This window comes from Dyadobacter luticola, from assembly GCF_005860805.1.
Taxonomy (GTDB): domain Bacteria; phylum Bacteroidota; class Bacteroidia; order Cytophagales; family Spirosomataceae; genus Dyadobacter; species Dyadobacter luticola.
On the sequence record NZ_VCEJ01000004.1, the window covers coordinates 146,273 to 171,076 of the forward strand.

The window sequence follows — 24,804 nt, forward strand, 5'->3', positions numbered from 1 at the left end:
TTCAATATATCATGTGGACGGTTACGCGTCGGTTTTTTCTTTCTTCGAAGATTTCTTGGCAGGTTCTTCCTGTGCAGCTTCTTCGGCTGGTGCTTCTGCCGCAGCTTCTGGCTCTTCTACCTTTGCTACAAACAGCTCAGGAATGTATTTAGAAAGCAGGTTATACCAGGTAATGATCTTTTTGATATCCGAAACGTACACTCTCGAGCGGTCGAAATCAGGCAGGATTTTAGCCAGGAATTCGATCAGTTCTTTGTCAGAAGAAGTCTTTACATTCAGCTCAATCTGCTCACCGTGTAGTTCGCGGATTTTCAGGAATACATCTTCCAGAGGTACTGACTCGGTTTCGCCATCCGTAAAAATGGAAACATCTTTCAGAACCGAAACGCGCGCGGTTGGCCCGATCAGCGTTTTTTCATGTTTCTCGTCGAGGCTTTCAACGATCACCCCGGCACGGCTGGGTTTAAGAATCCGAAACAAACCGCCTTTGCCAGAAACGTTGGCTATTTCTTTGAGTAAATCCATTCCGGTTGACTCTGCTTTTTCACTCATCCTTTCTTACTTTATTTGGTTATATCATTCGTAGTGATCGTGTTGGCTTTGGCGCCGATCAATTTTTGCGCAAAATAACGGAAAGATTAGCCCTTAAACAACCCGCGGCTTACTTTGTACTCTCAAACGACTGGTTATAAGTTTCTATTGTTTTTAAAATTGCTTCCGAACCTTCGTTTTTCTCCGCGGAAGTCACAAACATCGGCGGTACTTCTTCCCATAATTCCAGCAACTTATTTTTGTAGGCTTCTACCTGGTTCGCCACTTGCCCGGGTTTGAGTTTATCAGCTTTAGTGAAAATAATGTGAAACGGAATGCCCGCCTCGCCCAGCGCCGACATGAAGTCTAAATCAACTGCAAGAGCGCTATGCCGGACGTCCACCAACACAAATGTGCAGATGAGGTTTTCGCGGTTGTAGAGGTAATCGTGGATCATTTTTTCCCACTTCTCCCGCTCGGTCTTGCTCACTTTGGCATAACCATAACCCGGCAAATCCACCAGGTACCAGAGGTCATTAATGATAAAATGGTTGATCAGCTGCGTTTTTCCTGGTTGCTGGGAAGTTTTGGCCAATGCTTTTTTCCCGGTCAACATGTTGATCAGTGAAGACTTACCCACATTTGAGCGTCCGATGAAAGCATATTCTGGCAAAACAGGCTCCGGGCATTTCTGGTAATCGGAATTGCTCATCACATACTTCGCGTCCTGAACTTTCATGATTTTCAAATGGTTGTTGAGGTGCAAAGTTACCTTTTTGAAACAAATAGGATAAAATAAAACAAGCGCGTATTTTCGTTTATACTAATCATTTCAATAAAACTTAAAAAAGAATGAAGAGTCTGAGAAATTTAGGTTTTCTGGTCGCAATGTTTGCTTTGACCTTTTCAGTTGCACAAGCGAAAGACGATCACAAAAAAGAGGTTAAGGCGGCAGAAAAAGGCATTCAGTTTACCGAAGCTTCCTGGGCGTCCATTTTGAAAAAGGCAAAAGAAGAGAAAAAAATCATTTTCTTTGATGCGTATACCACCTGGTGCGGGCCTTGTAAATTGTTGCAGAAAAACGTTTTTACCCGTGATGACGTCGCTGCGGCTTTCAATGATAAGTTTATCAATGTGAAGTTTGATATGGAAAGCGGCGAAGGTCCTGCGCTGGCAGCCAAATACCCGCTGGAAGGTTATCCGACCTTGTTTTTTATCAATGAAAAAGGAAAGGTAGTGAAAACTTTATTGGGTTATCAAAAACCTGAGGATCTGATCAAAGTGGCCAAATCCATCAAAAGCGGACCTGGCGCGATTTAATCAGAAACCATACAAAAGAAGAAGCCCGACAGATATCTGCCGGGCTTCTTCTTTTTACACTGAATCTTATTCGTAATAATTTGGTACGCGGTGACCGCTGCTTTCCAGAAGACGGTCTTTTTTGAACAATGTCAAATCTGCCTGAACCATATCATTTACAAGGGCTTTCAAATCATATTTAGGTTTCCAGCCCAATTTTTCGATGGATTTGGAAGGATCACCGATCAGTAATTCTACTTCCGTCGGGCGGAAATAACGTGGATCTACGGCTACTACTTCTTTACCAATTTCGATCTGGAACTCAGAATTAGCGCAGGCAGCTACTTTTGCCACTTCATCCACACCTTCTCCGGAGAATTCAACCGTGATACCCACTTCTGCAAATGCCATTCTCACAAATTCACGGATGCGGGTGGTGATACCCGTCGCGATCACGAAATCTTCTGGCACTTCCTGCTGCAAAATAAGCCACATTGCCTCGACAAAATCTTTGGCGTGGCCCCAGTCGCGCTGTGCATCCAGGTTTCCAAGATAAACCTTATCCTGCAAGCCCAAAGCGATCCTGGCAACTGCACGGGTGATTTTACGGGTTACAAATGTTTCACCTCTCAGCGGAGATTCGTGGTTGAACAAAATTCCGTTCACCGCAAACATATCATAAGCCTCGCGGTAATTAACTGTGATCCAGTATCCGTACAATTTGGCTACTGCATACGGAGAGCGCGGGTAAAATGGTGTGCGCTCAGACTGAGGTACTTCCTGCACCAGACCGTACAATTCCGAAGTGGAAGCCTGGTATATTTTCGTTTTTTTAGTCAAACCCAAAAGCCTTACCGCTTCCAGAACCCGTAAGGTGCCGATTCCGTCCACATTGGCTGTGTACTCAGGTTCTTCAAAGCTCACCTGCACGTGCGACATCGCACCCAGGTTATATATTTCGTCAGGCTGAACTTCCTGAACAATGCGGATAATGTTGGCCGAATCGCTCAGATCGCCATAATGTAGATGGAAACGCACATTTTTTTCGTGCGGATCTTCGTAAATGTGGTCAATTCTTTGGGTGTTGAAAAGTGAGCTGCGGCGTTTGATACCATGCACTTCGTAACCTTTGCTGAGGAGGAGTTCGGCCAGATACGAACCGTCTTGTCCGGTGATACCGGTAATTAGGGCTTTTTTCATTATAAGTTGGCAGTATGTATATGTGGATAAGTGATTATCCGGTTTAAAAAAGATTTTAATTAATTGTTGTCAGAAACCGGACTTACCATCAGGCTCCTTTTAATATCGACCCGGTCTGCCAGGATTACCGCCGAGGAATACTGCTCGCGGATCAGTTCCAGGTATTGTTCCGCATCGCCCCGGTACATAAAATCGCCGACTTTTACACGGTAAGTAGGCTGGGTATAAGATACATAAGGGTTAAGGTCCGGAAAAGCCTGGTAAATGTACGACTTTGCGCCGTCGGCTTCCTGCCTTACATTCCCTACATATATCTGAATTCTGAAACCATTGATAAAACGGATCGATTTATTGTGCTTTGCCAATGTATCGAGCACCGTGTCGAGCTTTTTATTAACGTACAGTGGCTTGTCGGCAGCTGTGTTCGGGGTTGGGTTGGTTTTGGGTGTTGTTACCGCCTTAGGCTTATCCACGGCAGGCTCAACATACTCAAACCGGGGACGCACAGCAGACAAATCCTCCTTGTAATCTGAACCGGACGAGCTGACCACTGACTTTTTACTACAACCGGAAATGATAATTATTCCAAGAAGCAGCGTCCACAAATGTTTCTTTTTCAGCGTCATATCCAGGACAGTTATAACTGAACCCACAAACTTAAACAAAATTGGATGAATCACCATACCACTTAATTTTGAATGTAATACCTAACTTTACCGTCCATATCCAAACTTTCAATGCAAATTCAAACGAATTTTTCGCTTCGGGATTTCAACACTTTCGGATTTGACGCAATTGCACAATACTTTGTCGGTGTAAAATCCGCGGAGGAATTGACGGAAATACTTTTGGACCCTTCCTGGAAGCATATCACAAAATTCATACTAGGCGGCGGCAGCAATGTTTTGTTTACAAAAGACATCGACGCGCTGGTGATTCATCCCGCAATTCGTGGCATTGAAAAAATAAAAGAAGACGAATCGTCGGTTTGGCTCAAAGTGGGCGCAGGCGAAAATTGGCATGCGTTCGTGATGTATTGTGTTGAAAATAATTACGGCGGCGTCGAAAATCTGTCGCTGATACCGGGGACGATCGGGGCAGCGCCGATGCAGAATATCGGTGCCTATGGCGTGGAAGTCAAAGATGTGATCGAATCGGTGGAAGTGGTTGACATTCAAACGGGTGAGCCGAAAATCTTCACAAATACGGAATGTCAGTTTGGTTATCGGGAGAGTATATTCAAGAAAGAGGCGAAGGGAAAATATGTGATTACCGGGGTTACTTTTATTTTAAATAAAAAACCGGTTTTGAATGTCGGCTACGGGGATGTGCAGAAAACTTTGCAGGAAAAAAATGTTACCGATCCTACGATCCGGGACGTCAGCGACGTAATCATTTCGATCCGCCGCAGCAAGCTACCAGACCCGGCGGTGATCGGCAATGCCGGAAGTTTTTTTAAAAATCCGGAAATACCTGAGGATCAATTTAATGCGCTGCGAGAAAAATATGCACAGCTGCCCGGCTACCCGGCCGGACCGGGAAAAGTAAAAGTCCCGGCAGGCTGGTTGATCGAAAAAGCAGGCTGGAAAGGTTACCGTGAAGGCAACATTGGCGTACACGAAAAACAGGCGCTGGTGCTGGTCAATTATGGAGGCGGGACCGGTAATGCGGTTAAATTACTTTCAGAAAAAATTCAGGAATCTGTTGAAAACCAGTTTGGTATCCGTCTGACGACGGAGGTTAATTTCATTTAAAATATGACGCATCAGAAAAAACTATACACCTCTCTTTTTGTCCTCGGGTTATTTATCCTCATTTTTTTTCTGAAAGAAAGATTTACGGTGGGTCTTTACCAAGACGAATTTCACTACCTGCCTACTGCCGTATTTTTCAGCAAAGAGCCGCTTCCTTCGCTCGATTTACTAAAAAGCTACAACGAACTGAACACGCCGATCCCTTTTATTCTGGGAGGCTGGGTGGTAAAGATTTTTGGCGATAACATTCAATTTCTGAGGTTACTGACATTTATCACGAGCTTTGGTTTGCTCATGCTTTTTATCTGGAACAGTCCCGCCAATTCGCGCCGTTTCTGGCTTTGCCTGGCCGGTTTGATGATTTTTCCTAACTATTACCTCGTCAGCGTCTATTACTACACCGACATTTTCGCCATGATTTTCACCCTAGCCGGGGTGATCGGCTACGTCCGAAAGGCACATTGGGTAGGCATGTTATGTTTCGTCGGCGCAATATGTTGCCGGCAATATATGCTGGCGTTCCCGGTGGCGGTGGTCGCTTTTGAGATCATTAACATTCTAAAAGAATCCGGCAGCATTTCTACATTTTTCAGCCGGATTTTCACCAACCGCACCTGGCTATTTTATGCTGCAGCGACGCTGAGCATTGTTCCCTGGGTTTTACTTTGGCATGGCCCAGCGCCTGCGCCGGTGATGGCCGAGCAGCATTATAATTCGGATAAGCTTGTCCAGTATAATTTTGGCTTCCTCATTTATTCGTCGGTGGTGGTGGCAGTATATTATGTGATCCCCGAAATGCTTTCTACGGGAAAGCTTAGATATCTGATCAGTTTTCCCAGAAAATATCCGCTGTATTTTGGTTTAATGTTGGCGCTGGTCATGGTGCTGATTATCTTTTTTCCCGCAAAACAAGCTTATAACCCCTATTTTACCTGGCCTTACCTCGGCTATATCGATCAGCTTTTGATGACGATCGGGATCAGCGGATTTATCAAGCAAATCGTTTTTGGATTATTGATGCTGGTAACATTGATGCGGTTTTTTGCGCCGCCGCTCAACCTAGCAAGCTGGATGGTACTAGTGAACATTCTGCTGCTTGGGAAGGCGCAATTGTCATGGGATAAATATTCGCTTCCGCTGATCATGTGCCTCTGGTTTCTCACAATGTTTGAAAATCACTGGCGATTTTCTGCGGAGCAGCAGGAAATTACATTGGCAGGAAATACAAAATAATACCAATATCTTTATACGGATTCCGGTGGTTGGAAATGTGTTCAATGGATCAAATAATCGCTTTTGAATGAGATGAACTTTACGAATAAAAACATTCTTTTTCTGCTCCTGATTTTTGTCGGGTTATCAAATGAGGGGTATGGTCAGCGATTTTATTCGCTGGTTTTCAATGCATTGCCGCGAGATATGCAGTTGTACGCCCGGGAAGATGACAATACTGCCGAGATACCTATTACGGGATACATTGATGCCACGGGTTGGGAGCATGTGTCGGTGGTGACTTACCGCAACAAAGAGCGTTACAGCTACAATAAATCGGTACTCGACTACGCCGGGAAAACGACGGCCAATTTTAGCCTGAAACCAAAAATTAAGGCGGAAATGGCTGACTATGATTTTGAAGTTTATGCGGTAAAAGGCACGGATTCTTCTATGATCGTGAAGCGGATTGATGTAGTTGCCGGTGATTTTTACGTGATCAGCGGCCAATCCAATGCATCCGCGATCCAATATGGTTCATTTTCAAGCAAATACGCACGCACCGTCGCGCGGATTCCCGACGGTAACCCGGAGATCCAACCGGGCGATTCGCTGTGGATCATGTCTTCCTGGTCCTGGCCTTATACCGGCGCCTGGGGCATTGAATTGCAACGGTATATCCTTGAAAATCATGGTATTCCTACGTGCGTGATCAATGGTGCGTTGCCGGGGTCGCGTATCAGCCAGCATCTGGAACGTGATGCATCATTTCCGGATACACCTACCTTGTACGGCCTTTTATATGGGCGTATCAGGGCAGCGAAGGCAAAGCGGATCCGGGCGTTTTTCTGGTACCAGGGCGAGCAGGATGCCATCGAAAATATTCCCGATTATGGAAAGCAGTACGACAAGCTTTTCGGCTACTGGCAAACCGATTACCCGCAGGTTGAGAAATTCATTGTCCTGCAAATTCCGGTCTTATTCGGTCCGTACTATTTGGCCGGACAAATCCGGGAATTTCAGCGCAAGACCAAGTATGTTTATCCAAAAACAGAGCATTTCAGTGCGTCGGATCTGCCTGGATTTGATGGGATACACTATAATTTAACGGGTTATCAGGAGCTTGGCCGCAGGCTGTTTCATTTTATAGATCCCATGTATTACGGATCAACGGATACGAGTAATGTCGCCTGCCCCGATCTTCAAAAAGTTTTTTACAGCTCTGAGAAAAAAGATGAGCTAACCCTTTTTTTTGAGCCCGGGCAAAAGCTGGTTTGGCCAAAAGATACCTTGCTTTCAGATGTAGCCGGAACCAAGTTTCTTAAAGGTTTAAAAGAAGTTTTCTTCTTCGACGGCGACGAAACCAAACCTGCCGCTATTGCTTCATGGACCGTCCAGGGTAACGTGCTGACACTGAAATTGTCACCTGGCGCGACGCCTAAAACGTTGACTTACTTGCCGAGTTACAAAGGCGAAAAGGTGAGTGTATATTACGGTCCGTTCCTTAAAAACGAAAAAGGTTTGCCCGCATTTTCGTTTCAGGATGTGCTCATCGGTGATCTTCTGACATTCAAGACTTTGGAAGCCAAGGAATCGAATATGGCGACGGTAATTGTTTCCTGGGAATCGACCGGCGCGGAGACTTTTACCTTAGAAAGAAAAGCGGAAGGCGATGCGGATTTTAAACCAATAAAAACCACCGACAGCAAAGCATTGACTTACGAAGACAAAGATGTTTCTCCAGCGACTACTTACACCTATCGCGTGCAGGCATTCAGCAGCAGATCGCAGTCGGAGCCGAAAACGGTGAGCATTAAAACGTCGCCGCTGCTGGCAGTGGAACCCCGCACACAAGATCTTTTCTGGAATGTTTATCCTAACCCGGTGGCCGATGAGATCAGCATTGAATTTAAGAATGCCACGACCGGCACATTGAATCTGCAAAACATTGCCGGACAAAAACTAAAAACCACTGAGCTCGAAGCGCACAGAGAGTTTAAATGGCAGGTAAGTGTGCTTCCAGCAGGCGCTTACATTCTTTCGCTCACGAAGCCCGACGGCTCGGTAGTGTCTCGTAAAATCCTGAAAAAATAATCTCTGCCTAGTGAGGAATCAACTTCCGAGGCCGTAGCGCACAATGCAATACAATGCCCGGAAACCGTCTTTCCAGTTGATCTTCTTGCCCTCGTCGTAAGTGCGGCCGTAGTAGGAAACACCTACTTCGTAAATGCGGATTTTGGGGATTTTAGAAATTTTGGCGGTGACTTCGGGCTCAAAACCAAAGCGGTTTTCTTTGAGTACCAAGCCTTTGAGCAAATCGGCCCGGAAAAGTTTGTAGCATGTTTCCATATCCGTCAGGTTGAGGTTGGTAAACATGTTGCTGAGGAATGTCAGGAATTTATTCCCGATGGTATGCCAGAAGAACAGGATGCGGTGTGGTCTCCCACCCATAAAGCGGGAGCCATATACCACATCGGCATAACCTTCAATGACTGGTTTTAAGAGAATGTTGAACTCCTGGGGATCATATTCAAGATCGGCATCCTGAACAATAATGTAATCCCCAGAAGCCCTCCGGATACCGGTATGTAACGCGGCCCCTTTTCCCTGGTTAAATTCGTGACGGAAGTAGGTGATCGAGATCTGGGGATTTTCCTCAATAAACCGCTTTGCAACTCCTTCCGTATTATCGGCTGAACAATCGTTAACAATCACTATCTCTTTTTGGAAGCCGCCAATCAGTTCAACAGATTTAAGCTTATCCAGTACTTTCCAGATTGTCTTTTCTTCGTTATAAGCAGGAACAATTACTGATAATTTCATCAAAAAAGTTAGAAGGTGGAAAGTGTGTTGATGTAATTCTCAACGTGACAGTTGTAATGTTAATCAAAACATAATGACGCTGCACCCAGCAAACCGGCATCATTTGCCAATGTCGCACGCTTGATGGTGATCGTTTTCAGATAGTAAGGCGTGAGCCAATATTTGAAACGATCGTTGATAGCAGGCAGAATGTATTCGAAGGAAGCGGAGATACCGCCGCCGATCAGGATCGTAGTAATGTCGAGGATACGGATCATGGAAACCAGACCTTCACCGAGCAGGTAGCCCATTTCGTAAAAAACCTGTTTGGCCAGCTCGTCACCGCCTGCAGCAGCTGCTACAAGGCCAGTCGTTGAAATTGTTCCGTCGGATGGTAGTTGTGTTTGGCCGGTATAAGCTGCTCTCATGGAATTTGCCAGGTCAAGCAATTCCTTTTTGCCAATGTTGCGTTCGAGCACCTTGCCGTTTTTGGAGGGTACGTGCCCGGGTTCCATCGCATTTCCGCCGCCGCCTTTGAATACCTTTTTATCGATAATCGCCGCGCCGCCGATGCCGGTACCCAACGTTACAAAAATGTAATCCTCCGGTAGCTTGTCTTCGCCGAAATAGTATTCGCCCAATGCCGCAGCATTAGCGTCATTTTCCAAATAAAAATCGTGGTTAGGAAATCTTGCTTTCAGGTCGGGAACAATCGCAATGCCGTCGATTTCGGGGATTGCTGTGATTTCGATCAGGGTAGTCCGGTCTCTGGTGGTCAGCCCCGGAACGCCAATTCCAACTCTTTTTACCTCGGGATATTCAACCAGCTGCAATGCAATTGCGTCTCCTAGTCGATCTATAAAATGGCCTGAATTACGCCAGCTGGCGGTATCGTGACTATAAAAATTTGAAATCCGTCCATCCGTAGCGTCAACGATCCCCATTTTTACGTTAGTACCGCCCACGTCTATACCGAGGTATTGTTCCATGAATTGAAATATGGGTTTAATAAATAATTTTAAAAATGTCGCAATTTAGTAAAATTGCCAGATGATTTACCAAATCAATTCAAATCACCCAGCTGCGGCCGCACCAGAATCTCTTCCACAACTGCCCGCGCTGAAAGCGTAAATGCCGACCAGATCGTCTCCGCAATGTCATCGGCGCCGATAAATCTTTCTTCCGGCAAATCGACACCTTTCCAGCTATCGGTTAATGTAGCACCTGGAAGAATGGCAGTAACCCGAACATTATGCGGTTTCATTTCTTCCCGCAGCACCTTCGTCATACCATATAAAGCAAACTTTGAAATGCAGTAAGAGCCTCCGTTCGGATAAGCGATAATGCTCGCGGTGGAACAAATCGTAAAGATATGCCCCTTCTTTTTCTCCATCATGCCAGGAACCAGTCCCCTCGTCAGATGATAGGCGCTGTACAGGTTAGTTTCCATCGTCTTTTCCAGCGTGCCTTCGGCCTCGTTGTGGATTTGCCCAGGAATAAATACGCCGGTGTTATTAATAAGTACCTCTACCGGCTGGTTTAGGGAGTGGATAAATTTTACAAATTCGTCGAGCTCGTCTCTGACAGACAAATCGGCCTGGAAGTAATGTATATGCGAATCCGGGAAACGCTCCTGGTATTCTGCTTTTAACGCTTTCAGGTCGTCCAGATTTCTCGCGCAGGTAATGATATCGAAACCACCGGTTAAAAATCTTTCGATCGCGGCCCTGCCTATTCCCTTTGTCCCGCCGGTAATCACCGCAAGTGGATTCATTTTTCTGATTGCTTCTTTTTTTGCCTAATTTCCCCGAAAATATTGAATACAATTAGAATATCATGTCTGTAATCGGGAAATACTTTATTTTTTTAGGGACATTGTTTTCAAAAGGGGAGAAGCTTTCGGTTTACTGGCGGAGGCTCATGGAAGAATGTGTGGGGATCGGCGTAAGTTCAATATTTATTGTTGCGATTGTTTCCACGTTTATCGGCGCGGTATCCTGCATCCAGACGGCTTATAACCTTGTTAGTCCAATCATTCCCATTTCTACCGTGGCACTAATTGTGCGGGATATGGAAATTCTGGAACTCGCGCCAACCATTACGTGCATTGTTTTGGCCGGTAAAGTAGGTTCCAATATTGCCAGCGAGCTGGGTACCATGCGGATCACCGAGCAAATTGATGCGCTGGAAGTGATGGGGATCAATTCTTCTTCGTATCTGGTCCTTCCAAAAGTCATCGCGGCTATGCTGACATTCCCGATGCTAGTCATCTTCGCGGCATTTCTTGGCATTACAGGTGGTTATCTGGCCGGAACATTAACCGGCGTAATTACCCAGCGCGATTATTTGTACGGGATCCGGGATTCTTTTGTGCCTTACAACATCTTTTTTATGTGTGTCAAACCTTTTGTTTTCGGGTTTCTGATCGCAACTATATCATCATTTAAAGGATTCTTTACAGAAGGCGGCGCACTGGAAGTAGGTAAGTCGAGCACGGGTGCAGTGACAAACAGCTGTATATCAGTATTGATTGCAGACTACCTGCTGGCTCAGCTGCTTTTGTAACATTCCCTCTTTGTTATTGAAACATGATTCAGATAAGCAACATTACCAAGGCTTTTAACGGCAAAGAGGTACTGAAAGGCATTACGGCCGAATTTAAAAAAGGGGAAACCAACCTAATCATCGGGGGCAGCGGGACGGGTAAAAGTGTTTTGCTGAAATGTATGATCGGGCTGGTGACGCCGGACAAAGGCAGCGTGCTGTACAATGACCGGGATTTTTATAACGGTGACAAAGAAACGCAGCAATCGATAAGACGAGAAATGGGCGTTCTTTTCCAGGGCGGCGCATTATTCGATTCTAAAACAGTAGAAGAAAACGTTCGGTTTCCACTGGATATGCTGACCGATCAAAGCATGCAGGAAAAGCAGGAGCGAGTAAATTTTTGTCTCCAAAGAGTGGGATTGGATGCTGCCGCCAAGAGAATGCCCTCGGAAATCAGCGGCGGGATGAAAAAACGCGTAGGGATCGCCCGGGCCATCGTCATGAACCCCAAATACCTTTTCTGCGACGAACCCAACTCCGGTCTTGACCCACTTACTTCGGTCAAAATCGATGAGCTGATCAAGGAAATCACACAGGAATACGAAATCACAACGATCATTATCACGCATGATATGAACTCCGTAATGGAAATTGGCCAGAACATTATGTTCTTATATCAGGGAGCAAAACTTTGGGAAGGAGTTAATTCCAACATTATTAAAACCGACGTGCCGGAACTGAAAGAATTTCTGTTTTCAAATAAGCTCCTAAGAGAAATGGAACCGTGATTCGTGTCCAATTCGCGGCCGCCGCTGCGGGGTATTCGTGGCATTAAAAATCAAGCCCTCCGCCTCAAAAAAGGCACATTCTTCCGCTCCAAAAAAAATGCTACCCCAGCAAAGGCCGTAAAAAGCGCCATATGCACCGGGACGGAAACCAGTAAGTTAGGAATCTTCAAAAGTGAAGACCCGTAAATCAGCAAAGCCCCCCCGCCAATGTATCCCAGCGCCGAAGCGACATCGTAGGGCACCGGATAATATTTTTGCCCAAAATAATAGCAAAGCGAAAGCGTAATAAAACCTGACGCCGCAAAAGCAATCGCAAAGCCCAGATAACCAATTTGCGGCACCAATATAAAACTCGTCGTAATCGTAATCGCCGCGCCGGTTAATGTCAGCCAGGTACCATATTGCGTTTTATCCGTCAGTTTGAACCAGGTAGCGAGGTTATAATAAACGCCCAGGAAAAGATATCCTGCCAGCAGCCAGGGTACCACCACCAAACCTTCGTGATAAATCTTCTTTTTAAGGAAAAGCGCCGCGAAAAGATCAAGATTTAAACAAATACCGACCCACATCAGCACGCAGATAATGATAAAGTATTTGGTGACCATCGCGAAAACTGGTGGCGCATTTTTGTCTTCTCCTTTTGAAAAGAAAAATGGCTCTGCTGCATATTTAAATGCCTGGATCGCGAGGTTCATGAAAATAGACAGCTTGTAACATTGTACATAAATCCCAATCGCAGCCTCATTGCTCCGGCCCGGATAAAAATTTTGCGGTAACAAAAACTGGATAAATGCCCGGTCGAAAAGCATGTTCAGCACCCCTCCAATGTTCATGATCATGATCGGGAAAGCGTAAACCCAGACGGGCTTGAACAAAGTAGCATTGAAAACAAACCGGAAATTGGCAAATTCCTTCCGCAGCATCCAGAAGAAAGCCACATTAGCGATCAGATTGGCCATCACAATGTAATCCGGCGCGTGCAACGGGTTGTAGATGACGTCGATCGCCGGTTTCAGGAATGTCAGATATTTCCCCGCAGCAATATCGCGGCATACCAGCAGGAAAAAAAGGTTCAGGAAAATATTGATGAGAATGTTTGCGACGCGGATGATCACAAACTTTTTACCCCTGCCTTCCAGCCGCAACCGCGCAAAAGGAATAGAAACGATGGCATCCGTCGCCATGATGACGGCGAACATCCGCACGATAGAAACACTATCCGGATATCGGATCAGATCGGCGGTTTGTTGCGCGAAAACAAACATTGTCGTGGAGCAGACCAGGCTGACAATAATGACTGCGCTTTGGACAAGATTATAATATTGCTGACGGTCCTTTTCTTCACGCCCGAAACGGAAGAATGCGGTTTCCATCCCAAATGTGTACAGTGCGAGGCCAAGACCGGCGTAGGCGAAGAGTTGCCCCTGCGCGGCAATTTGCTCTGGTTCGAAAAGATCGGTGTGTAATGCGACGAGGAGGTAATTCAGGAAGCGGCCCAGCATGGTGCTGATCCCGTAAGTTGCAGTTTCACTGGCCAGTTTTTTTAAAACACTCATAAGGCCGGCAAATTACAAAAAAAAGTCCTCCCGATGGCGGGAAGACTCTTTGGCAAATGTTTTAACCTCTTACGTCTGCAATGATACTTTCGATGACCTTCTCGATGCGCTGCCAGCCTTCGTCGGAATGCAGGTCCACATCGATCATTTTCTCCCGGTAATCCGTGGAAATAGCCATGTAGTAGATCCCGGCGGATAGAAAAGTGACAAGTGCACTGGTGTCTTTATAGTAGGGTAAATCGCCGATTTTGCTCAGGATACGGGAAGCTACCTGGTTGCGGGCGTCCGATAACATGGATTTTCCGGTGCCGATTTCCCATCTGAGCAGGTCACGCGTGGCTTTGCGCTCTCTGAGGTCATGCATGAAAGTTAGCATTAAACTGTTCAGCGCCTTGCCTCTTTCGTCGGGCGCCAAGGGTGGGATCGCATCAATGTAATCCGTGCCCATCGTAGACGTGTACTCTCCTGACCGCACATATTGTTCCATCAGGCCGTCCACACTCTCAAAATACCTGTAAATAAGAACTTTGTTTACGCCTGCTGTTCTTGCAATCAGGTTTACGCCAACTTTTTCTGTTCCATGTTGTTCGATTACTTCGCCAACGGCCTTGAGTATCTTGCTCTTGGTGCGTTCACGATCACGCTTTTTCACTTTGTCAATTTTCATATGGGTGCTGTTTAGGTTAATACATGGTAAATGTAATATTTCATCAGGAAATTTTATACTAACAAAACTGTATAAGTCACCTATTTTTGAATTTTGTTACCTAAAAGTGCACTTATCTATGAAAAAGGGCAGTTAAGAGAGAAAAATGGCTAATTCATCGGTTAATTTTTACTGATTCTTAAAAAGAAAAGCACAAAAAAAGAGCTCACTTTTGATGAGCTCTTTACTTTACTGTTGGCCGACAAGGACTCGAACCCTGAATAAGACAACCAAAATGTCCTGTGTTACCATTACACCATCGGCCAAAACCGTAAACAGTGGTGCAAAAGTAATGCGACGGGTTTAAGTTGTCAAGCTTTTGGAGAAAAAAATTAAATGCTTTGCAGTGCTACCTGGCCAGCTATTTTCTTCACGAGGCCTTGTAAAACCTTGCCCGGACCGCATTCAATGAAGGTATCTGCACCGTCAGAGACCATCTGCTCAACGGATTGCGTCCATCTTACAGGTGCCGTCAGCTGTGCGATGAGGTTGTCTTTGATGACCGAAACTTCGGTAGCGGGCTTCGCATTTACATTTTGATAAACCGAACAAATCGGTGGCTGAAACTGGGCCGCGTGGATGGCGGAAGCCAGTTCTTCTCGTGCAGGTTCCATCAAAGGTGAGTGAAATGCGCCGCCGACAGGCAATATCAAGGCTCTTTTTGCGCCCGCAGCTTTCAGCAGCTCGCAAGCTTTTTCTACGCCTTCGATCGTACCCGATATTACAACCTGGCCCGGGCAGTTGTAATTCGCAGGAACTACGATTTCGTCTGTGATCCCGGCGCACACTTCCTCGATGACTGAGTCGGCAAGACCTAGGATCGCCGCCATCGTGGAAGGACGGATTTCGCAGGCTTTTTGCATGGCGTCGGCACGTTTTGCAACCAATGAAAGGCCGTCTTCAAAAGATAGCGCGCCCGCCGCTACCAGTGCAGAGAATTCTCCGAGCGAATGTCCGGCTACCATATTAGGTGCGAAGTCGGTGTTGATTTTTGCTAAAATGACAGAATGCAGGAAGATGGCCGGCTGGGTAACATTGGTTTGTTTCAGCTCCTCGTCGGTGCCTTCAAACATGATTTTTGTGATTTCGAAGCCCAGGATTTCATTGGCCTGGTCAAAAAGTGTTTTGGCCGAGTCGGAAGACTGGTACAGATCCAGCCCCATGCCTTTGAATTGCGATCCCTGTCCAGGGAAAATATATGCCCTTTTCATAAGCGATTTTAGGTTTGTTCGTAGTGAATTAAAAAAGCCCCGCACTTTACGGGCGGGGCTACAAAGGAAATACTTGCGGTCGAAAGAAAAAAGGCGGCGGGTTAGCGCAGCAGCTGCACCCATCCTTTGATGATGGTAGGCTCGCTGACCTTTTTAGAAGATTCAAAGTAAACAGTCACCTCGTAATAGTATTGGCCGGCTGCCAGGTCTTTGCCGGCATTGGTTTTTCCGTTCCAGTTAATGTTGACGTCTTTGGTGGTGAAAACCTGCGCGCCCCAGCGGTTGAAAGCCTTGAATTCCAGCGACTGCACAAAAGCAGGGCATTCGTACGGCTGGAAAACATCGTTTTTCAAATCACCATTTGGTGTGAAAACATTGGGCAGTACAAACATGGGGCAGTTATCCTTGCAGACCACATTGCTCGGCGCGCTTTCCGCCCCAAAGCGGTTGACGGCCGTAACATAGTAGCAGCCGGCAAAAGATTTCAGCCCCTCGTGGTCGTAATTGGTGGCCAGCGGCGAAGGCGGGGTAGTGACCGTAGCGATCAATGCCGGCTGGTCGTCTTCATATCTGGCGTAATAAACTTTGTAAGCAGCCACATTCGGGTCGCAGTCTTTCCCGCCGACCGATGCCGGGTAAGTCCAGGACAAATGGTTTGTAAAACCAGGTAAGTCACAAAATGCATCCGGGTGCGCGTTCAAAGAATCGCAGTTCAAAGGATCGAGCGCCAGTACCGGCGGGCAGGGCTTGGTGGTATCGGAAGAAGATACGCACAGGATCTGCGAGAAGTTAAAGAGTACCGAAGGCTGGATCTGGCTGTTGTTATAAGACCCGACCGTCTCTACTTTATAACAGTAAGTCGAATCATCCACAATGGTAATGTTCACAGTCCCGTCCGCTGCATACCTATCTACCCCGTCATCCAGGAACGTAAATGTGGAAGCGCCTTCCACGGGCACATCGGCAATGCGGTTGAATGTGCCGGGCTTGGTTTTATCCTCGCGGTACACCCGGTGGGTGCGGCCTGTGTTGTCCCAGGGCACCAGGGCCGACCAGTTCAAACGGACACTTCCTGGGTCTGCCGAGCCTTGTTCGAGCCGGACGCTGCTGGCTGTTTTGGTTTCATCAAACTTGACCAGCTTGCCGCCCTGGGTGTACCAGTATTCGAGTTTGTAATTGTATGGGTTTGCAACAGTATTCAGGTTTCTGTCAACAAAGAAAGTGTCTGGGGCGCCAGCAGCCAGATTTGTGTTAATAGCAGCGATCTGTGTAAATGCAGTGCCACTCTGGCCCACTGCCCGGAACAACCGGTACTGTGCAGGAAGCCCGGCAGAAGCCGCAGGCCTGGTCCAGCGGATAGAAATCACGCCTTTTGCCTCGCTGGTGGAATCGACGGTAACATTGGTAATGACCGGCATCAGCATCGGCAGTTTCAGACAGAATTCATCAGAGGCAAGGCTTTCCCCGCCACCGATCAAGCTGCCTGGCTCGTTGACATTGGTGCCCGGTCTTGGAAAAACAACCAAAAGACGGTAACTATAAGAAATACCGGCCCGCAGACCAGCACCTGCATTATTGTCCAGGAAAGTAGTCTGGTCGGAATTGACGCGGCCAACTTCTTCGTAGCCCGCGCGGAGCAGAATGCCCGGTTCCTGGCAGACGTCCTCGGAAATATCGGTACAGCCTTCTTTTCGGTAGACAATGATCTTGGCGCCGGTCACCTGGCATTTATAGGAAGTCCAGTTGAGGCGGTAAGCCACGCCCGCCGGATCGGTAGCTGCCACAGCCCGCAAGCCCAGAGGTTTTGGCCCGTACACCCGGATGTTCAGTGTGGTCATATCGGCCAGCTTGCGAAAGAGCGATGGGTTTGGCACGCCCGGCCCAGCGGCATCTTCGACTTTGAAAAGCACATCATAAGGTTCCTGCCGGATATGGTTACAGGAAGTCTGCCAGATAAACTGTCCGGTGACCGGGCTCTGGGCTCCCTGGTTGGCCACATTGAAAGTAGCCAGCGCCGGCGTGATCAATGTACTCTGGTACACCCCGCCGGTAGAAGTCAAGGTCAGCCTGTCGCCATTTTTATCGGTGGCTTTGATGGGCTGGTTGATCAATGTCCCTGCTTCGACGCAAATGTCGTTTAGGGGGTCCATCAGCGGCCGGTCATTGCGAGCATCTTCGACGATGATCTGCATATCCCGCACGATCTGCCCGATGAGCACGCCGTCGCGCCACTCCTCAACAATGAAGGCCACATTATAATAACCTTTGGTGACTGGCGCATCCCAGATCAAATCCCCCGTCAGCCGGTTCAGGCTAAAAGTTGCCGGAGAGGCGCCTGCCTCTGTCTTGCCCGGCGCGCCGATCTGGTTGGGGTTCACATATTGTAAATTGATCCCTGCACCATTGACACCACTCCGTTGTGGCGTAAACAACCGGTAAGCCAGTGAATCCCCGTCGGCATCAAATGCATTGGGGTTATGGATGTAGCGCTGGCCGACAGCCGCCAGGTCGATGGGTGCATTGAGCAGCACCGGCGTCTGGTTCTGGCCGAAGCTGGCGTTGATTTCCAGGATCGTGCTGACGTAAAAATTCAGGTTCTGGGTGGGTGGCGGACCAATGTTGAGGATGTTATTGTTCCGGTTATCTTCCTCGAAAGAAATACGGTACTCGCCAGTTGAGGGAAATGTATAGTTAATAATATAGGTATTGCGCGTCGTGTTGTTACCGATATCCGGCGGGTTTCTTTCCACGCGCGGCGCTTTCATAATCACCGGGTTACCCGTAGACTGGACGTTCCCGATGGTAAAAGTCACATCATTCTGCCCGATCGCAGCTTCCCGGCCATTGATAATGTCAAAGTAAGCGGTGAGCTTGATTTCGTAGGTAGGCATGGTGGCCGAAATTCTCCGGGCTGTGATCTCCCCAGCACGAATGTGCGTGGCCATTGCATCGTAGCCGATCAGCAGCAAGCCCAGGAAGAATGTAAATATGAATGTACGTAAAGCAGTAAGCATAGGAACAAGATAGAGCTAAGGAAACGTGGCAGCCAAGCCGGTTTATTGCCGGTAACTGGTGTAAACGAAACGAAAAAATAGAATAAAAATGTGCGTTTTACCAGCGGATCGCAAAAAGTAAATTTTTGATCTAAAATAGCTAAAAAAAGCCCCGCACTTTACGGGCGGGGCTACAAAGGAAATACTTGCGGTCGAAAGAAAAAAGGCGGCGGGTTAGCGCAGCAGCTGCACCCATCCTTTGATGATGGTAGGCTCGCTGACCTTTTTAGAAGATTCAAAGTAAACAGTCACCTCGTAATAGTATTGGCCGGCTGCCAGGTCTTTGCCGGCATTGGTTTTTCCGTTCCAGTTAATGTTGACGTCTTTGGTGGTGAAAACCTGCGCGCCCCAGCGGTTGAAAGCCTTGAATTCCAGCGACTGCACAAAAGCAGGGCATTCGTACGGCTGGAAAACATCGTTTTTCAAATCACCATTTGGTGTGAAAACATTGGGCAGTACAAACATGGGGCAGTTATCCTTGCAGACCACATTGCTCGGCGCGCTTTCCGCCCCAAAGCGGTTGACGGCCGTAACATAGTAGCAGCCGGCAAAAGATTTCAGCCCCTCGTGGTCGTAATTGGTGGCCAGCGGCGAAGGCGGGGTAGTGACCGTAGCGATCAATGCCGGCTGGTCGTCTTCATATCTGGCGTAATAAACTTTGTAAGCAGCCACATTCGGGTCGCAGTCTTTCCCGCCGACCGATGCCGGGTAAGTCCAGGACAAATGGTTTGTAAAACCAGGTAAGTCACAAAATGCATCCGGGTGCGCGTTCAAAGAATCGCAGTTCAAAGGATCGAGCGCCAGTACCGGCGGGCAGGGCTTGGTGGTATCGGAAGAAGATACGCACAGGATCTGCGAGAAGTTAAAGAGTACCGAAGGCTGGATCTGGCTGTTGTTATAAGACCCGACCGTCTCTACTTTATAACAGTAAGTCGAATCATCCACAATGGTAATGTTCACAGTCCCGTCCGCTGCATACCTATCTACCCCGTCATCCAGGAACGTAAATGTGGAAGCGCCTTCCACGGGCACATCGGCAATGCGGTTGAATGTGCCGGGCTTGGTTTTATCCTCGCGGTACACCCGGTGGGTGCGGCCTGTGTTGTCCCAGGGCACCAGGGCCGACCAGTTCAAACGGACACTTCCTGGGTCTGCCGAGCCTTGTTCGAGCCGGACGCTGCTGGCTGTTTTGGTTTCATCAAACTTGACCAGCTTGCCGCCCTGGGTGTACCAGTATTCGAGTTTGTAATTGTATGGGTTTGCAACAGTATTCAGGTTTCTGTCAACAAAGAAAGTGTCTGGGGCGCCAGCAGCCAGATTTGTGTTAATAGCAGCGATCTGTGTAAATGCAGTGCCACTCTGGCCCACTGCCCGGAACAACCGGTACTGTGCAGGAAGCCCGGCAGAAGCCGCAGGCCTGGTCCAGCGGATAGAAATCACGCCTTTTGCCTCGCTGGTGGAATCGACGGTAACATTGGTAATGACCGGCATCAGCATCGGCAGTTTCAGACAGAATTCATCAGAGGCAAGGCTTTCCCCGCCACCGATCAAGCTGCCTGGCTCGTTGACATTGGTGCCCGGTCTTGGAAAAACAACCAAAAGACGGTAACTATAAGAAATACCGGCCCGCAGACCAGCACCTGCATTATTGTCCAGGAAAGTAGTCTGGTCGGAATTGACGCGGCCAACTTCTTCGTAGCCCGCGCGGAGCAGAATGCCCGGTTCCTGGCAGACGTCCTCGGAAATATCGGTACAGCCTTCTTTTCGGTAGACAATGATCTTGGCGCCGGTCACCTGGCATTTATAGGAAGTCCAGTTGAGGCGGTAAGCCACGCCCGCCGGATCGGTAGCTGCCACAGCCCGCAAGCCCAGAGGTTTTGGCCCGTACACCCGGATGTTCAGTGTGGTCATATCGGCCAGCTTGCGAAAGAGCGATGGGTTTGGCACGCCCGGCCCAGCGGCATCTTCGACTTTGAAAAGCACATCATAAGGTTCCTGCCGGATATGGTTACAGGAAGTCTGCCAGATAAACTGTCCGGTGACCGGGCTCTGGGCTCCCTGGTTGGCCACATTGAAAGTAGCCAGCGCCGGCGTGATCAATGTACTCTGGTACACCCCGCCGGTAGAAGTCAAGGTCAATCTGTCGCCATTTTTATCAGTGGCTTTGATGGGCTGGTTGATCAATGTCCCTGCCTCGACGCAAATGTCGTTCAACGGGTCCATCAGCGGCCGGTCGTTTCGGGCATCTTCGACGATGATCTGCATATCCCGCACGATCTGCCCGATGAGCACGCCGTCGCGCCACTCCTCGACAATGAAAGCAACATTATAATAACCTTTGGTAACAGGCGCATCCCAGATCAAATCACCCGTCAGCCGGTTCAGGCTAAAAGTTGCAGGAGAGGCACCTGATTCTGTCTTGCCCGGCGCGCCAATTTGATTAGGATTAACATATTGTAAATTGATCCCTGCACCATTGACACCGCTTCTTTGTGGCGTAAACAACCGGTAAGCGAGTGAATCCCCGTCGGCATCAAATGCATTAGGGTTATGGATATAGCGCTGGCCCACAGCCGCCAGGTCGATGGGTGCATTGAGCAGCACCGGCGTCTGGTTCTGGCCGAAGCTGGCGTTGATTTCCAGGATCGTGCTGACGTAGAAGTTTAGTTGTTCAGTAGGCGGAGGGCCTATATTCAAAATGTTGTTGTTTCGCTTATCTTCCTCAAATGAAATACGGTACTCTCCCGTGGACGGAAAAGTATAGTTAATAATATAGGTATTGCGGGTAGTACCATTTCCAATATTCGGTGGTTGGGATTCCTGCCGTGGAGCCGTCAAAATAACCGGGGTGCCTGTCGAATTGACGTTTCCAATGGTAAACTCGACCGTGTTTTGCGCATCAGCAGCACCCGGCCCGTTAATAATGTCAAAGTAGGCGGTGAGCTTGATTTCGTAGGTGAGGGTTGTGGCCGAAATCCTTCTGGCCGTAATTTCCCCGGCGCGAATGTGCGTGGCCATCGCCTCAAAACCCAAACAGAGCAAAGCAACACAGGAAAGTAAAATTATTCGTAAAAACGATCGCATAGAAAATATGGTCAAGCTTAGAAGATAGAGGTCAGAGGTTCTTGTAACCGTCCTCCGACTATTTTCAACGAAAAATTTAAACAAAAATGTGTGCAGGGAAAGTGACGATTTCGTTAATCTGTGGCGGATCAAAACCCTGTGCGCCGAAATCCCGGAATCTGCTGATAAGCACCTTATTTTTGCTTAAAATAATTCTTAATAATGATTATAAATTGTGCAGGCTCAGCCAAAAAGGAGCATGTTTTTTTGCCTTGCTTAGGTTTGTGATATACCTTTGAATCGTTCTAAATATACCTCTTTTTTTTGCACTAAAACCATTCGTGTTTGCTATGTCGTGGTTTTCACAAACGTTAACGAGTTCAATCGGAAAAAAACTGCTGATGGCTCTTACCGGACTATTTTTAATAAGCTTTCTTGTAATTCATGCCAGCATCAATGCCATGATTTTCTATAATGATGGCGGCGAAACTTTCACTCACTGGGGCCATTTTATGGGTACCAACCCCATCGTCCGGACTTTGGAAATCGGGCTGGTTGCGGGCTTTCTGATCCACATTATCGATGGTCTTGTTTTATGGAAAAATAACAACGAAGCACGGCCTATCCGCTACAATGTCAACAATCCTTCGGCCAATAGTACCTGGTATTCGAGAAGCATGGGGCTGCTGGGAACATTGCTTTTGATCTTTCTGGTGATCCATACCGCGCATTTCTGGATTCCTAACAGGACAAACCAGTTCACGACCGGCGAAGAACTTCCATTATATGACATGATGCTGGATATTTTCAAGAATATCTGGGTGGTACTGATCTATGTTGCCGGCTGCATTTCGCTTTTCTGGCATTTGCTGCACGGTTTCAAAAGCGCATTCCAGTCGCTGGGGTTGAACCACGTCAAGTACAATGGCATCATTTCTTTCGTAGGTACCGCGTTTTCTATCGTTGTACCGATCCTGTTCGCGCTGATGCCGATTTCTATTTATCTGGGCTGGGTAAAGTAATCCCGGCAACACAGGTAAGCACGCCGATCCGGCACATTATCCACTCAAAATTTTGATTAAATAAAACTGATATGGCAACTTCTTCCCGTTTGGATGCCAAAATACCACAAGGACCATTAGAAACTAAATGGAGCAAATACCGCTCGTCAGTGCCTCTGGTTAACCCTGCCAACAAACGCAGCCTCGAAATTATCGTTGTTGGGACCGGTCTGGCCGGTGCGTCGGCTGCTGCTACATTGGCGGAGCTGGGTTATAAAGTGAAGGCTTTTTGTTTCCAGGATTCTCCACGTCGCGCGCACTCGATTGCCGCACAGGGAGGTATTAATGCTGCTAAAAATTACCAGAATGACGGTGACTCCATCTACCGTCTTTTTTATGATACGATTAAAGGAGGCGATTACCGTGCAAGAGAAGGTAATGTGCACCGCCTGGCCGAAGTTTCCGGAAATATCATTGACCAATGTGTAGCTGCCGGGGTACCTTTTGCCCGCGAGTACGGCGGCTTGCTGTCTAACCGCTCTTTTGGTGGTACGCAGGTGCAAAGAACATTTTATGCGGCAGGCCAAACCGGTCAGCAGTTGTTGCTGGGTGCCTACTCAGGCTTGCAGCGGCAGGTAGGTATGGGTACGGTGAAAATGTATAACCGCCACGAAATGCTCGATATCGTCAACATTGACGGTAAATGCCGGGGTATTATTGCGAGAAACCTGATTACGGGCGAGTTGGAAAGACATGGCGCGCATGCAGTTTTGCTTTGCACCGGCGGATACGGAAACGTATTTTACCTTTCTACCAATGCGATGGGCAGCAATGTTACCGCGGCCTGGAAAGCACATAAAAAAGGCGCATTTTTTGGAAACCCTTGCTTCACACAAATTCACCCGACCTGTATCCCGGTTTCCGGCGAGCACCAGTCGAAATTGACTTTGATGTCCGAATCATTGAGAAATGACGGACGCATCTGGGTTCCCAAAGCAAAAAATGATAACCGTCCGGGAAATGAAATCCCGGAAGAAGAGCGCGATTACTATCTGGAAAGACGCTATCCTGCCTTCGGTAACCTGGTTCCGCGTGACATTGCGTCGCGTGCAGCGAAGGAGCGTTGCGATGCCGGATACGGCGTAGGTACTTCCAAACTGGCGGTTTACCTGGATTTCGCCGCCGCGGTAGAACGTTACGGTCGCGGAGAAGCCAATAAAAACAACATTCACAATGCTTCCGACGCGGACATTATTTCCTGGGGAAAAGCGGTTGTGAAAGAGAAATACGGTAACCTGTTTGATATGTACAAACAGATCACCGGCGAGGATCCTTACGAAGTTCCGATGCGTATTTATCCGGCGGTCCACTACACCATGGGCGGACTTTGGGTTGATTACAATTTGATGACCACGGTACCAGGATTATACTCTCTGGGTGAGGCGAATTTCTCCGATCACGGTGCCAACCGTCTGGGAGCTTCGGCGCTGATGCAAGGTCTGGCCGACGGATATTTTGTAATTCCTTATACGATTGGTGCCTATCTGGCCAGCGAAATCAGGACCGGAAAAATTTCAACGGATCATGAGGCTTTTGTAACTGCTGAGCGTGAGGTAAAAGAAAGAATCGAGAAGCTGCTGACCATTCAGGGAAAAACATCACCCGAGGTTTTCCACCGCCGGTTGGGCAAAATCATGTGGGATAAATGCGGTATGGCGCGGAATGAGCAGGGTTTGAAAGAAGCGATCCTAGAAATCAGACAGCTTCGGAAAGACTTCTGGTCTGATGTGAAAGTGATGGGTAATGCTACTTATTTTAACCCAGAACTGGATAAAGCCAACCGCGTTGCGGATTTTATTGAGCTGGGCGAGCTGATGTGTATCGACGCTTTGACAAGAAACGAATCTTGCGGCGGACATTTCCGGGAAGAATATCAGACAGAAGAAGGTGAGGCGATGCGTGATGACGAAAATTTCATGTTCGTATCGGCCTGGGAACATAAAGGGGTAGAAGAATGGGAACTCCACAAAGAAGAGCTGGTTTACGAAAACATTAAAATCGCTCAAAGGAGTTACAAATAG

General features: G+C 47.7%; 20 protein-coding genes and 1 tRNA gene. 8 read left to right on the plus strand and 13 right to left on the minus strand.

All coding sequences use genetic code 11. The annotated features are described in order from the left end of the window. Window positions 1–21 precede the first annotated feature (21 nt). Entirely contained in the window at window positions 22–552 is a 531-nt protein-coding gene (locus FEN17_RS11270) for a DUF5606 family protein (protein WP_138365469.1), read from the minus strand. A 109-nt stretch (window positions 553–661) separates the two neighbouring features. Beyond that, window positions 662–1,270 carry a ribosome biogenesis GTP-binding protein YihA/YsxC gene (yihA, locus tag FEN17_RS11275; protein WP_138365470.1) on the minus strand — a complete coding sequence of 203 codons (609 nt, stop codon included), beginning with the start codon at window positions 1,268–1,270 and terminating at the stop codon, window positions 662–664. Window positions 1,271–1,383: 113 nt separating this feature from the next. On the opposite strand from yihA, the gene FEN17_RS11280 reads away from it, so the two are divergent. Continuing rightward, window positions 1,384–1,851 (plus strand): thioredoxin family protein, encoded by a 468-nt coding sequence (locus FEN17_RS11280; protein WP_138365471.1) that lies wholly within the window; start codon window positions 1,384–1,386, stop codon window positions 1,849–1,851. Between the two features lie 66 nt (window positions 1,852–1,917). On the opposite strand, the gene gmd is transcribed toward FEN17_RS11280, so the two are convergent. Together gmd and FEN17_RS11290 are read right to left on the minus strand one after the other, a co-directional pair. Next, on the minus strand, window positions 1,918–3,030 hold the full coding sequence (gmd, locus tag FEN17_RS11285; protein WP_138365472.1) for a GDP-mannose 4,6-dehydratase: 1,113 nt from the start codon (window positions 3,028–3,030) through the stop codon (window positions 1,918–1,920). A 59-nt stretch (window positions 3,031–3,089) separates the two neighbouring features. Continuing rightward, window positions 3,090–3,656, minus strand: coding sequence for an SPOR domain-containing protein (locus tag FEN17_RS11290; protein ID WP_229208776.1), 567 nt, complete (start codon window positions 3,654–3,656; stop codon window positions 3,090–3,092). A gap of 111 nt (window positions 3,657–3,767) precedes the next feature. Here FEN17_RS11290 and murB point away from each other — a divergent pair, with 111 nt between their 5' ends. The 3 genes from murB to FEN17_RS11305 all read left to right on the plus strand — a co-directional run bounded on the left by murB (window position 3,768) and on the right by FEN17_RS11305 (window position 8,090). Next, window positions 3,768–4,784, plus strand: a complete 1,017-nt coding sequence (murB, locus tag FEN17_RS11295) for a UDP-N-acetylmuramate dehydrogenase (protein ID WP_138365473.1) — start codon at window positions 3,768–3,770, stop codon at window positions 4,782–4,784. 3 nt (window positions 4,785–4,787) lie between these two features. Next, window positions 4,788–6,017, plus strand: coding sequence for a hypothetical protein (locus FEN17_RS11300; protein WP_138365474.1), 1,230 nt, complete (start codon window positions 4,788–4,790; stop codon window positions 6,015–6,017). 72 nt (window positions 6,018–6,089) lie between these two features. After that, on the plus strand, window positions 6,090–8,090 hold the full coding sequence (locus FEN17_RS11305; protein WP_138365475.1) for a sialate O-acetylesterase: 2,001 nt from the start codon (window positions 6,090–6,092) through the stop codon (window positions 8,088–8,090). An 18-nt stretch (window positions 8,091–8,108) separates the two neighbouring features. Here FEN17_RS11305 and FEN17_RS11310 read toward each other — a convergent pair whose 3' ends face one another. From FEN17_RS11310 to FEN17_RS11320, 3 genes are all read right to left on the minus strand, one after another. Continuing rightward, window positions 8,109–8,819, minus strand: coding sequence for a glycosyltransferase family 2 protein (locus FEN17_RS11310; protein WP_138365476.1), 711 nt, complete (start codon window positions 8,817–8,819; stop codon window positions 8,109–8,111). A 59-nt stretch (window positions 8,820–8,878) separates the two neighbouring features. After that, window positions 8,879–9,787, minus strand: coding sequence for an ROK family protein (locus tag FEN17_RS11315; RefSeq protein WP_138365477.1), 909 nt, complete (start codon window positions 9,785–9,787; stop codon window positions 8,879–8,881). Between the two features lie 74 nt (window positions 9,788–9,861). Further along, window positions 9,862–10,572: an SDR family oxidoreductase gene (locus FEN17_RS11320; protein WP_138365478.1), complete on the minus strand. Its 711-nt coding sequence runs from the start codon at window positions 10,570–10,572 to the stop codon at window positions 9,862–9,864. A 62-nt stretch (window positions 10,573–10,634) separates the two neighbouring features. Here FEN17_RS11320 and FEN17_RS11325 point away from each other — a divergent pair, with 62 nt between their 5' ends. Beyond that, window positions 10,635–11,363: an MlaE family ABC transporter permease gene (locus FEN17_RS11325; RefSeq protein ID WP_138365479.1), complete on the plus strand. Its 729-nt coding sequence runs from the start codon at window positions 10,635–10,637 to the stop codon at window positions 11,361–11,363. Between the two features lie 23 nt (window positions 11,364–11,386). Next, window positions 11,387–12,133, plus strand: a complete 747-nt coding sequence (locus tag FEN17_RS11330; protein WP_138365480.1) for an ABC transporter ATP-binding protein — start codon at window positions 11,387–11,389, stop codon at window positions 12,131–12,133. 50 nt (window positions 12,134–12,183) lie between these two features. Here the strand turns inward: FEN17_RS11330 and FEN17_RS11335 are convergent, their stop codons facing one another. The 6 genes from FEN17_RS11335 to FEN17_RS11360 all read right to left on the minus strand — a co-directional run bounded on the left by FEN17_RS11335 (window position 12,184) and on the right by FEN17_RS11360 (window position 21,743). Then, complete coding sequence (locus tag FEN17_RS11335) at window positions 12,184–13,689, minus strand: lipopolysaccharide biosynthesis protein (protein ID WP_138365481.1); 1,506 nt, start codon at window positions 13,687–13,689, stop codon at window positions 12,184–12,186. A 61-nt stretch (window positions 13,690–13,750) separates the two neighbouring features. Continuing rightward, window positions 13,751–14,356, minus strand: coding sequence for a TetR/AcrR family transcriptional regulator (locus tag FEN17_RS11340; RefSeq protein ID WP_138365482.1), 606 nt, complete (start codon window positions 14,354–14,356; stop codon window positions 13,751–13,753). Between the two features lie 234 nt (window positions 14,357–14,590). Continuing rightward, window positions 14,591–14,661 (minus strand) — tRNA-Gln (locus tag FEN17_RS11345). Window positions 14,662–14,727: 66 nt separating this feature from the next. Beyond that, on the minus strand, window positions 14,728–15,606 hold the full coding sequence (gene fabD, locus FEN17_RS11350) for an ACP S-malonyltransferase (protein WP_138365483.1): 879 nt from the start codon (window positions 15,604–15,606) through the stop codon (window positions 14,728–14,730). Window positions 15,607–15,707: 101 nt separating this feature from the next. Next, window positions 15,708–18,620, minus strand: a complete 2,913-nt coding sequence (locus FEN17_RS11355; protein WP_229208777.1) for a T9SS type B sorting domain-containing protein — start codon at window positions 18,618–18,620, stop codon at window positions 15,708–15,710. Window positions 18,621–18,833: 213 nt separating this feature from the next. Beyond that, window positions 18,834–21,743, minus strand: a complete 2,910-nt coding sequence (locus FEN17_RS11360; protein WP_229208778.1) for a T9SS type B sorting domain-containing protein — start codon at window positions 21,741–21,743, stop codon at window positions 18,834–18,836. Between the two features lie 329 nt (window positions 21,744–22,072). Here FEN17_RS11360 and FEN17_RS11365 point away from each other — a divergent pair, with 329 nt between their 5' ends. Further along, complete coding sequence (locus FEN17_RS11365) at window positions 22,073–22,744, plus strand: succinate dehydrogenase cytochrome b subunit (RefSeq protein WP_138365484.1); 672 nt, start codon at window positions 22,073–22,075, stop codon at window positions 22,742–22,744. A 71-nt stretch (window positions 22,745–22,815) separates the two neighbouring features. After that, window positions 22,816–24,804 (plus strand): fumarate reductase/succinate dehydrogenase flavoprotein subunit, encoded by a 1,989-nt coding sequence (locus FEN17_RS11370; protein ID WP_138365485.1) that lies wholly within the window; start codon window positions 22,816–22,818, stop codon window positions 24,802–24,804.

Coding starts and splice junctions, on each gene's coding strand:
- FEN17_RS11270 (WP_138365469.1), bottom strand. CDS start 552: ATGAGTGAAAAAGCAGAGTCAACCGGAATGGATTTACTCAAAGAAATA.
- yihA (WP_138365470.1), bottom strand. CDS start 1,270: ATGAAAGTTCAGGACGCGAAGTATGTGATGAGCAATTCCGATTACCAG.
- FEN17_RS11280 (WP_138365471.1), top strand. CDS start 1,384: ATGAAGAGTCTGAGAAATTTAGGTTTTCTGGTCGCAATGTTTGCTTTG.
- gmd (WP_138365472.1), bottom strand. CDS start 3,030: ATGAAAAAAGCCCTAATTACCGGTATCACCGGACAAGACGGTTCGTAT.
- FEN17_RS11290 (WP_229208776.1), bottom strand. CDS start 3,656: ATGACGCTGAAAAAGAAACATTTGTGGACGCTGCTTCTTGGAATAATT.
- murB (WP_138365473.1), top strand. CDS start 3,768: ATGCAAATTCAAACGAATTTTTCGCTTCGGGATTTCAACACTTTCGGA.
- FEN17_RS11300 (WP_138365474.1), top strand. CDS start 4,788: ATGACGCATCAGAAAAAACTATACACCTCTCTTTTTGTCCTCGGGTTA.
- FEN17_RS11305 (WP_138365475.1), top strand. CDS start 6,090: ATGAACTTTACGAATAAAAACATTCTTTTTCTGCTCCTGATTTTTGTC.
- FEN17_RS11310 (WP_138365476.1), bottom strand. CDS start 8,819: ATGAAATTATCAGTAATTGTTCCTGCTTATAACGAAGAAAAGACAATC.
- FEN17_RS11315 (WP_138365477.1), bottom strand. CDS start 9,787: ATGGAACAATACCTCGGTATAGACGTGGGCGGTACTAACGTAAAAATG.
- FEN17_RS11320 (WP_138365478.1), bottom strand. CDS start 10,572: ATGAATCCACTTGCGGTGATTACCGGCGGGACAAAGGGAATAGGCAGG.
- FEN17_RS11325 (WP_138365479.1), top strand. CDS start 10,635: ATGTCTGTAATCGGGAAATACTTTATTTTTTTAGGGACATTGTTTTCA.
- FEN17_RS11330 (WP_138365480.1), top strand. CDS start 11,387: ATGATTCAGATAAGCAACATTACCAAGGCTTTTAACGGCAAAGAGGTA.
- FEN17_RS11335 (WP_138365481.1), bottom strand. CDS start 13,689: ATGAGTGTTTTAAAAAAACTGGCCAGTGAAACTGCAACTTACGGGATC.
- FEN17_RS11340 (WP_138365482.1), bottom strand. CDS start 14,356: ATGAAAATTGACAAAGTGAAAAAGCGTGATCGTGAACGCACCAAGAGC.
- fabD (WP_138365483.1), bottom strand. CDS start 15,606: ATGAAAAGGGCATATATTTTCCCTGGACAGGGATCGCAATTCAAAGGC.
- FEN17_RS11355 (WP_229208777.1), bottom strand. CDS start 18,620: ATGCTTACTGCTTTACGTACATTCATATTTACATTCTTCCTGGGCTTG.
- FEN17_RS11360 (WP_229208778.1), bottom strand. CDS start 21,743: ATGCGATCGTTTTTACGAATAATTTTACTTTCCTGTGTTGCTTTGCTC.
- FEN17_RS11365 (WP_138365484.1), top strand. CDS start 22,073: ATGTCGTGGTTTTCACAAACGTTAACGAGTTCAATCGGAAAAAAACTG.
- FEN17_RS11370 (WP_138365485.1), top strand. CDS start 22,816: ATGGCAACTTCTTCCCGTTTGGATGCCAAAATACCACAAGGACCATTA.